This is a genomic window from Rivihabitans pingtungensis (genome assembly GCF_003201855.1).
GTDB lineage: Bacteria > Pseudomonadota > Gammaproteobacteria > Burkholderiales > Aquaspirillaceae > Rivihabitans > Rivihabitans pingtungensis.
On record NZ_QJKI01000008.1, the window covers coordinates 130,442 to 138,196 of the forward strand.

Sequence of the window (7,755 nt, forward strand, 5' to 3'; positions counted from 1 at the left end):
ATACCAGCATCGCCGGTCTGGCCGGATGACGCCATGAGGCCAGATGTCCCGCTGCCAGGGGGATATTTTGTCTCATGGTGTCCGTCTGTCTGTCCGCCTACCATGCCTGTCCTGGCGTGATTGAGCAGAAAGAGAAGTGAGCATGAGCGTTGTCGAACCCCGGGTAATCACCGTGCCCTATGAAGAAGGGGCATATTGGCGCAAAGGTGCCAAGGAGGGCCCGGAAGCCATTTTGCGTGAGGCCGCCAAGATCCGGCCGTTTTCTCTCGCCAGCGGGCGCCGTAACCCCTATGTGCTGGCTGACGTGATGGGCAACAGCCCGCGCATCGAGCCATACGCCAAATTGCGCTCGCTGGATGCCATCGAAGCACATGTTCGCCATATACTGGAACAGGGGCATGCACCAGTGATCCTGGGGGGGGATCATTCCATTTCCTTGCCCGTCATTCGGGCCATGGCAGCCAGATATGGTGCCCGACAATTCGGAGTAATCCATTTTGATGCGCACTCGGACACCTTCGATGAAGTGGATGGTTTTGCCTATCACCATGGCGCGGTATTCCGCAATATCGTTGAAGAGGGCCTGGTGGCACCTGAGGCGATTTTTCAGTTTGGATTGCGCGGCTTTGTGCGGGATGATGGCCTGACATTTGCCGACCAGCATGGCATCCGTTATGTCCTGATGGATGACTTTCGTCGCCAGGGCTGCCAGTTGGCCCAGTATTGCCCGCCAGACATGCCGTACTTTGTTTCCATTGACATTGATGCGGTGGATCCCGCGTTCGCACCGGGCACCGGCACCCCGGTGCCGGGCGGTTTCACTAGCGCGGAAATGCTGGGCCTGGTGCGGCAATTGTCCGCTTTTCAGCTGATCGGCCTGGATCTGGTGGAGGTGGCGCCAGTTTATGACGTTGCCAATATTACTGTGCTGCTGGCGGCCCATCTGCTGTGCGAAAGCCTTACCCATCTGCATTTTGTCCAATTGGCCACAGAACAGGTGGTGGCATGATGCAGGGGTTTGTGCTGACTCATCAGGCGGGCCTTGATCTGGCCACGCGCCCAGTGCGCCTCAGTGCGTCCGGCATGCGCGACATCCGCCGGCAGGCTACCCGGCATGGCCAACTGGAAAGCATCACCGTGGCGGCCATGGCCGCGACCACGTCTGCCAATGTCTGGTTGTGTGGCCAGATCACCAATGAGCACGCCATCCGTCGTTTGTTGGCCGAGCGGGGCCATGTGGATGATGGCCGGTCTGGCTGGTTGCATCACCTGTACCGGGAATACGGCTATCACGGGTTTGCCTTGCTGGAAGGACTGTTTGCCGGCGCCTTGCTAGATGATGGCGCGCTGGTGCTGTTTGCCAGCAAGACCCCCGGCCCGACGCTGTACTACAGCATTGATGCGGTCAGCCGCACGGTGTGGGCCAGTACCGAGCTCAAGGCGCTGCCGTTGGCCCGGCGTACCCTTCTGCCCTTGACCGACATTCTGGCACGTGATGCCAGCTGTCAACGTCACGCCACCTGCCTGGCCGATGTGTGGCGGGTAAGCGCCGGATATTGTGTACAGATTGATCTGGCCGATGTGCCTTCGGCAAGCGAACAGCCTTATTACTCGGTGCTGCGTACAGTGAATATCCTGGATGAAGCCACGGCAGCCTCCCGGATTTATGCCACCCTGAGCCAGGTGATCCAGCGTTTGCCCGGCCAGCATGCCCATTGCCTGGTTTCGGGTGGGCTGGATTCCAGCATTGTGGCCAGTCTGGCCCAGGCGCACTTTACCCGGCTTGATCTATTTACCCTGGGCAGTACTGCCCGCAATGAATTCGACAAGGCCGATGCCCTGGGCCGTGCGCTGGGTTTGCCGGTCACCCGGCTGTTGATCGACGAAAGCCAGTTCCTGCATTCCTTGCCGGAAGTGATTGCCCTGGTTGAACATGGCTTCAGTACATTCATCGAATATCTGATCCCGGTGCATCTGGCACACAAGCAAATCAGCAGCCGCGCAGATATCATGCTTTCCGGATATGGCTCGGATGTGCTGTTTGCCGGATTTGCCAAGGCCGGCCACGATACCCGTACCGTAGCAGAACTGGTGTCTTCCGAATATGCCAGCACCGCCTGGTCCAACGAGGCTTCGCAATGTCTGGGCGCAGCCATGGGCATGGAGATTGGCTACCCGTTCTTTGATAGCGAGGTGGTGGATCTGGCCTTTGCCATTGATCCGTATCTGAAACACAAGAATGGGGTAGAAAAATACATTTTACGCCAGGCGTTCCACGGTAAAATAAATGCTGAAGTCCTATGGCGTCCCAAGGTCGGCATTCATGAAGGCACTGGTTGTGAAGATTATTTCACCGGCCAGCTGAGTGAACGTGGCGCCGATCGCACACGTCTGCTCAAGGATGCGCTATGCCACGCCGTGCTGCGGGAAATTCTCGAACAGGATCGTGAGCCTGCCGACATCGACATGGTGGCGCTACGTCAGGCCGTGCTGGCCGGCGTGATGCCGCGCTGATCCCCCTGTTGCCTGATCACACATGAAGAAGCACACATGACCGAACATGCCCTGCCCCAACCCAAAGGTTTTCTGACTGCCGTATCCAATATCGGCATCAAGGATGAGACCGAGGATTTTGTCTGCATATATTCCGAGGCGCCTTGCGTTTCGGCCGGCGTCTTTACCCAGAGCCGTTTTGCCGGCCCCAGCGTGCTGTTGAGCCGTGAGCACCTGGCACACGGCAACAATCGCGCCATTGTGGCCATTTCCAAGAATGCCAACGTGGCCACGGGTGCCGAGGGTGAACGCGATGCCCGCGATATCGTGGCCGGCATTGCCCAGGCGCTGGCCATCTCGCCCGAGCATGTGCTGATTGCCTCCACGGGGGTGATTGGCCGACGTTATCCGATGGAAAAAATCCGTCCGCATCTGGCCAGCCTGCGCACACATCTGCACGCTGCCGATTTTGCTGCGGCTGCTCGCGGCATCATGACCACCGATCTGGTGCCCAAGCTGGCAGTGGCCAGGGTCGGTGATGCCGTGCTGCTGGGGATCGCCAAGGGGGTGGGCATGATCGAGCCGAACATGGCTACTCTGCTGACCTTCTTCATGACCGATGCCGCGATTGAGCGCGAGCAACTGGATGCCGTGTTCCGGCGAGTGATGGACAAGAGCTTTAACTGCCTGAGTGTCGATACCGATACCTCCACCAGCGATACGGCTCTGATTCTGGCCAATGGCCTGGCCGGGCCTGTCGATCTGGCCGCGTTCGAGGCTGCCCTGCTGGATATCTCCCTGCAACTGGTGAAAAAAATCGCCCGCGATGGCGAGGGCGCCACCAAGATGCTGGAGGTCACGGTCGAGCACGCCCGCGATGATCGTCAGGCCAAACGGGTGGCCAAGGCCATTGTGAATTCGCCGCTGGTCAAGACCGCCGCCCATGGCGCCGATCCCAACTGGGGGCGTGTGGTGATGGCAATTGGCAAGTGCGATGACGAACTGGATATCGACCCGGCCAAGGTCAGCGTGGCGTTTGGCGATATGGAAGTCTACCCCCGCCAGCTGGGCGAGGCGGCCCTGGCCGAACTCAAGACCGTACTGACCCGTGATGAAATTGTCATCCGTGTCAGCCTGGGGCTGGCAGAAGGCCGGGCCACGGTCTGGGGCTGCGATTTGTCTGCCGGTTATGTCAAGATCAACGGTGAATACACCACCTGACCCTGGTTGCCACACTGCCCAGGCACACGCCGCCACGCTGGATTTTCTGACGCGGGCGGCGTTTTTCATGCTGGGGCCGCGGGCGCTTCATGAGCAGGCTCTGGCTCCTGGCAACAGCTATTTGGTCAGAGCTGATCTGTGAAGGGCCACTCACAGAACCCTCCTGCTCTGTCTGCGCTCGTCTGGCCAGGACCGCTGTGTTGGGTTTTGTGAACGGCGCAGGTGATCTATCCGGATTGAATCAGACTATCACTGCGATAAAATTTTTGTCATGGCCTTGCCCGCGCCACCGGGGTAATCTTGACCTTAGCGCCGCTCACCAAACCCTCCTGGCGTCGTTGCACGGCCTTGCCGTACTCCTTGTACTGTCTGCGGCCGCGCACCTAGCCAGGCGCGCTTCGCTGAGTTTTGTGAGCGGCTCTTGACGCTGACGCGGTCAAACCGGGCTACTCGCTGGCCAGCGCGGCGCGAATCGCCGCCGCATCCAGCGGGCACGGCTGGATTTCCACCAGCTTGCGCCGGCTGGTGTCGCCGCTGCGCAGGCTGACCGCCCGGTTGGGCACGCCCAGCCGTTCGGCCAGAAACGCCAGCAAGGCGGCGTTGGCCTTGCCGTCCACCGGCGGCGCGGCCAGGCGGATTTTCAGCGCATCGCCATGCGGCCCGGCCACCGAGGTTTTTTTCGCCCCCGGCTGGATATGCAGCGCCAAGCGCGCAGTCGAGCCGGACAGTGTCAACCAGTCTGTTGTGTTCATTGCACAAGTTTAACCCAATCCAGGAGCTGACCATGGCCAAAGCCAAAACCCCGGCGGTGCAAGCCGTCAATATCGGCATCGGTGAAAAAGAACGCGAAGAAATCGCCCAAGGCCTGTGTCGGCTGCTGGCGGACACCTACACCCTGTATCTGCGCACGCATTATTTTCACTGGAACGTCACCGGCCCGCAGTTTCGCACCCTGCACCTGATGTTCGAGGAGCAATACAACGAGCTGTGGACGGCGGTGGACATGGTGGCCGAGCGCATCCGCACCCTGGGCTACCCGGCGCCGGGCACCTATAGCGAATTCGCCAAACTGACCAGCATCGAAGAAGTGGTGGGCGTGCCGGCTGCCACCGACATGATCAAGCTGCTGGTGGAAGGCCACGAAGCCGTGTGCCGCACCGCGCGCACCCTGCTGGCCCCGGCGGATGCGGCGGCGGATGAATCCACGGCGGATTTGGTGACCCAGCGTTTGCAGGTGCATGAGAAGACTGCGTGGATGTTGCGTAGTTTGTTGGCGTAGGGGGTGGACTGCGCTAGCGCGCAGGGCGGCCGTATTGAGGCAGCAGACGGTGGCGCTTAGCCGGTTTACCCCCCCGTAAAGCGCGCCGAGCATCGCAGGAAGTCAGGGGGCAGTCCGCCACGGCTAAGCGGCGGCGCAGCCGACGCGCCATTCCGTGGCGGCCCTGACTTTCGAGAAGCACAGGGCACCCAGCCCGAAGGGATGGGCGCGCGTCCCGGGTCGCCTTTCTTTTCCCCCTTTTCTTTGGCGAGACAAAGAAAAGGGGTCGGGTGCGGGGCGAAGCCCCGCCCTCAATCAAGCCTCTGCGCGCCAGCGCAGGCGCTGAACGTCCACGCACCAAGCAACCCCCACCCTACCCCGTGTTACACTTGCCAGCATGACCGACTTGGCTGCCCACACCGTCATGACTGCCCGGCTTTCTTCTTTTTCTGCCATACCCCGCACCCTGCTGCTGGCGGCTGGCGCTTCGCTGCTGCTGCACTTGGCCGTGGTGCTTGGCGTGCGCTTTGTGCCGCCCGATCCGCGCGCCTGGCTGGGCGACCGCACGCTGGATGTGGTGCTGGTCAACAGCCGGCACAGCGAGGCGCCGAAAAAAGCCGATGCGCTGGCGCAGGTGAACATGAACGGCGCCGGCAACACCATCGACCCTGGCCTGCGCGCGCGCACGCCGCTGCCGGCCACTTCGGTGCAGCATGAAGCCAGCCGGCCCAGCGTGGCGCAAAGCCCGCGCCCGTCGGTGGCGCCCACGCCGCCCAGCGAAAGCGAAGTGATTTCCGCCGCCAAGAGCCGGCCGGCGCCGCAGCAGGCGATTGCCCGCCACACCCCGCAGCACCCGGACAAGGGGCTGAACCCCACCGACCTGTTGGCCCAGGCGCGCGAGATCGCCCGGCTGGAAGGCGAAATCGCCGAAAAAACCAGCGCGCTGCAATCGCAACCGCGCCGCGCCGATTTTGGCGGACGCACCCGCGAATACCGTTTTGCCCGCTATGTGGAAGACTGGCGGCTGAAAATCGAACGCGTCGGCAACCTGAATTACCCGGAAGAAGCCCGCCGCAACGGGATTTATGGCAGTCTGATCCTCAGCGTGGAGATCAACGCCGACGGCAGCCTGAAAAATATTCGCGTGGATCGCAGCTCTGGCCATGCCGAGCTGGACGACGCCGCCCGGCGCATTGTCAAACTGGCCGCGCCGTATGCGTCTTTCCCTGAGGCGCTAAAGCGCGATTTCGATTATCTGCGCATTGTGCGCACCTGGACTTTTACCCGCGAGAACCAGCTCGCTGCAGAATAAACTTGCCGATTTGGAGACCCGCCCATGTATGAAGTCAACCGCAGCATCGCCATCATCAAACCCAAGCAGCCGTTTTTCGACTGGCTCAACGCCCTGCCCTTCGAGCAGGACGAAGCGCTGACGCTGACCGCGCTGCGCCAGGACTGCAACGCCCTGCTGATTCCGCCGGCAGAAGACTTTGAAGACGCCCGCGACTTTATCCGCACCCGCTGGCGCGGCCTGTTTGAAGCCGAACTGGCCGACTGGTGCGACGATGACACCCTGTGGCCGGAAAAGCTCACCCCCAATCTGTTCCAGCAATGGTTTGACGTGGAAATCCACTCGGTGCTGACCGACCTGGTGGAAGAGCCGCTGGAGCGCGAGCAGTTTGCCGAGCTGGATTTGAGCCAGGACGAAGACTGATTGACGGGGTAGGGAGCATAAAAGCCGGGAGCATAAGCAAACACTTGTTTAAACTCCCCGCATCGCGCTATCTTCATGACAGGCGGGCCGTGGCCCGCCTGTTTTGACATCATTCGCCGAGTCGCTCACAAAACCCAGCGAAGCGATCCTGACCAGGCGCGCGCAGACAGTGCAAGCAGTACGGCCAGGCCGCGCAACAACGCCAGGAGGGTTTGGTGAGCGGCTCTTAACATCATTCGCCGGTTTATTTTCTGGAGCCTCCCCCCATGCATCACACCCCGATCAAGGTTCGCGGCTATCACCTGGACCTCTACGGCCACGTCAACAACGCCCGCTATCTGGAGTTTCTGGAAGAAGCGCGCTGGGCCTACTTTGAAGCCACCCACGGCCTGGAATGGTTCACCGAATCCGGCTTGGCCTTTGTCGTGGTCAATATCAACATCAACTACCGCCGCCCGGCCTTCATGAACGAGCAGCTGGTGGTGCACACCGGGGTGAAATCGCTGTCCAACCGCAGCGCGGTGATCCACCAGCGCATCACCCTGGACGATATGAGCACGGTGGTGTCGGAAGCCGATATCACGTTTGTGCTGTTCGACGAGAAGCAAAACAAAGCCATCGTCATCGACGGCGACGCGCGCAAGATGCTGGAGGCGATGTTGGAGCCCACTACCTGACCCATCGACTGGTGTGCGCTGCTCACAAAACTCCGCTGATATTGCGTATGAATTTGCTGTTTATTGTGGCTCGCCAAGCCAGGGCGGTGACGCAAGGTTTTGTGAGCATGCTGATATGGCCAGGGTACATGTGTCGCATTTATGATGAGCAGTAGCTATGATCACATTCGATGACATGGCTTTCTCGTCAAAAAAATGCTATTGTTTTTTGCTGTCTTTAAGTTTTGTTTTTGGTGCCTGTTCTCTGTCACCATAATCCTCTAGAGCATGTTCTGAACCATCCCAACAACATCAGGAAGGTGCGGCAGCATCAACATGGCAAACGCCACGTAATGTAATCCAGCCAGCGTCTGCGGCAGCTTCTCGTAAGCTCTGGCCAAACGCCGGAAGCG

8 protein-coding genes are annotated in these 7,755 nt (G+C 60.4%); 7 read left to right on the plus strand and 1 reads right to left on the minus strand.

What is annotated here, in order from left to right:
* The first annotated feature begins 142 nt into the window (after positions 1 to 142).
* Genes speB through argJ form a run of 3 tightly spaced genes read left to right on the plus strand, consistent with a single transcriptional unit; the run spans position 143 to position 3,714 of the window.
* Positions 143 to 1,009: an agmatinase gene (gene speB / locus DFR34_RS08365; RefSeq protein WP_110390689.1), complete on the plus strand. Its 867-nt coding sequence runs from the start codon at positions 143 to 145 to the stop codon at positions 1,007 to 1,009.
* Positions 1,006 to 2,514, plus strand: coding sequence for an asparagine synthase-related protein (locus tag DFR34_RS08370; RefSeq protein WP_110390690.1), 1,509 nt, complete (start codon positions 1,006 to 1,008; stop codon positions 2,512 to 2,514). Before speB ends, DFR34_RS08370 begins: the two co-directional genes overlap by 4 nt.
* Before the next feature lie 36 nt (positions 2,515 to 2,550).
* The gene (gene argJ, locus DFR34_RS08375; RefSeq protein ID WP_110390691.1) at positions 2,551 to 3,714 is read left to right on the plus strand and encodes a bifunctional glutamate N-acetyltransferase/amino-acid acetyltransferase ArgJ; all 1,164 of its coding nucleotides are present in this window, start codon (positions 2,551 to 2,553) and stop codon (positions 3,712 to 3,714) included.
* Between the two features lie 446 nt (positions 3,715 to 4,160).
* Here argJ and DFR34_RS08380 read toward each other — a convergent pair whose 3' ends face one another.
* Positions 4,161 to 4,466, minus strand: a complete 306-nt coding sequence (locus DFR34_RS08380; RefSeq protein ID WP_110390692.1) for a DUF167 domain-containing protein — start codon at positions 4,464 to 4,466, stop codon at positions 4,161 to 4,163.
* 32 nt (positions 4,467 to 4,498) lie between these two features.
* On the opposite strand from DFR34_RS08380, the gene DFR34_RS08385 reads away from it, so the two are divergent.
* The 4 genes from DFR34_RS08385 (at position 4,499) to DFR34_RS08400 (ending at position 7,363) form a co-directional block, all read left to right on the plus strand.
* On the plus strand, positions 4,499 to 4,993 hold the full coding sequence (locus DFR34_RS08385; protein WP_110390707.1) for a Dps family protein: 495 nt from the start codon (positions 4,499 to 4,501) through the stop codon (positions 4,991 to 4,993).
* Between the two features lie 376 nt (positions 4,994 to 5,369).
* Positions 5,370 to 6,284 carry an energy transducer TonB gene (locus DFR34_RS08390; RefSeq protein WP_110390693.1) on the plus strand — a complete coding sequence of 305 codons (915 nt, stop codon included), beginning with the start codon at positions 5,370 to 5,372 and terminating at the stop codon, positions 6,282 to 6,284.
* A 24-nt stretch (positions 6,285 to 6,308) separates the two neighbouring features.
* Positions 6,309 to 6,686 (plus strand): VacJ, encoded by a 378-nt coding sequence (locus DFR34_RS08395; RefSeq protein WP_110390694.1) that lies wholly within the window; start codon positions 6,309 to 6,311, stop codon positions 6,684 to 6,686.
* Positions 6,687 to 6,952: 266 nt separating this feature from the next.
* Positions 6,953 to 7,363, plus strand: a complete 411-nt coding sequence (locus tag DFR34_RS08400; protein ID WP_110390695.1) for an acyl-CoA thioesterase — start codon at positions 6,953 to 6,955, stop codon at positions 7,361 to 7,363.
* Positions 7,364 to 7,755 lie beyond the last annotated feature (392 nt).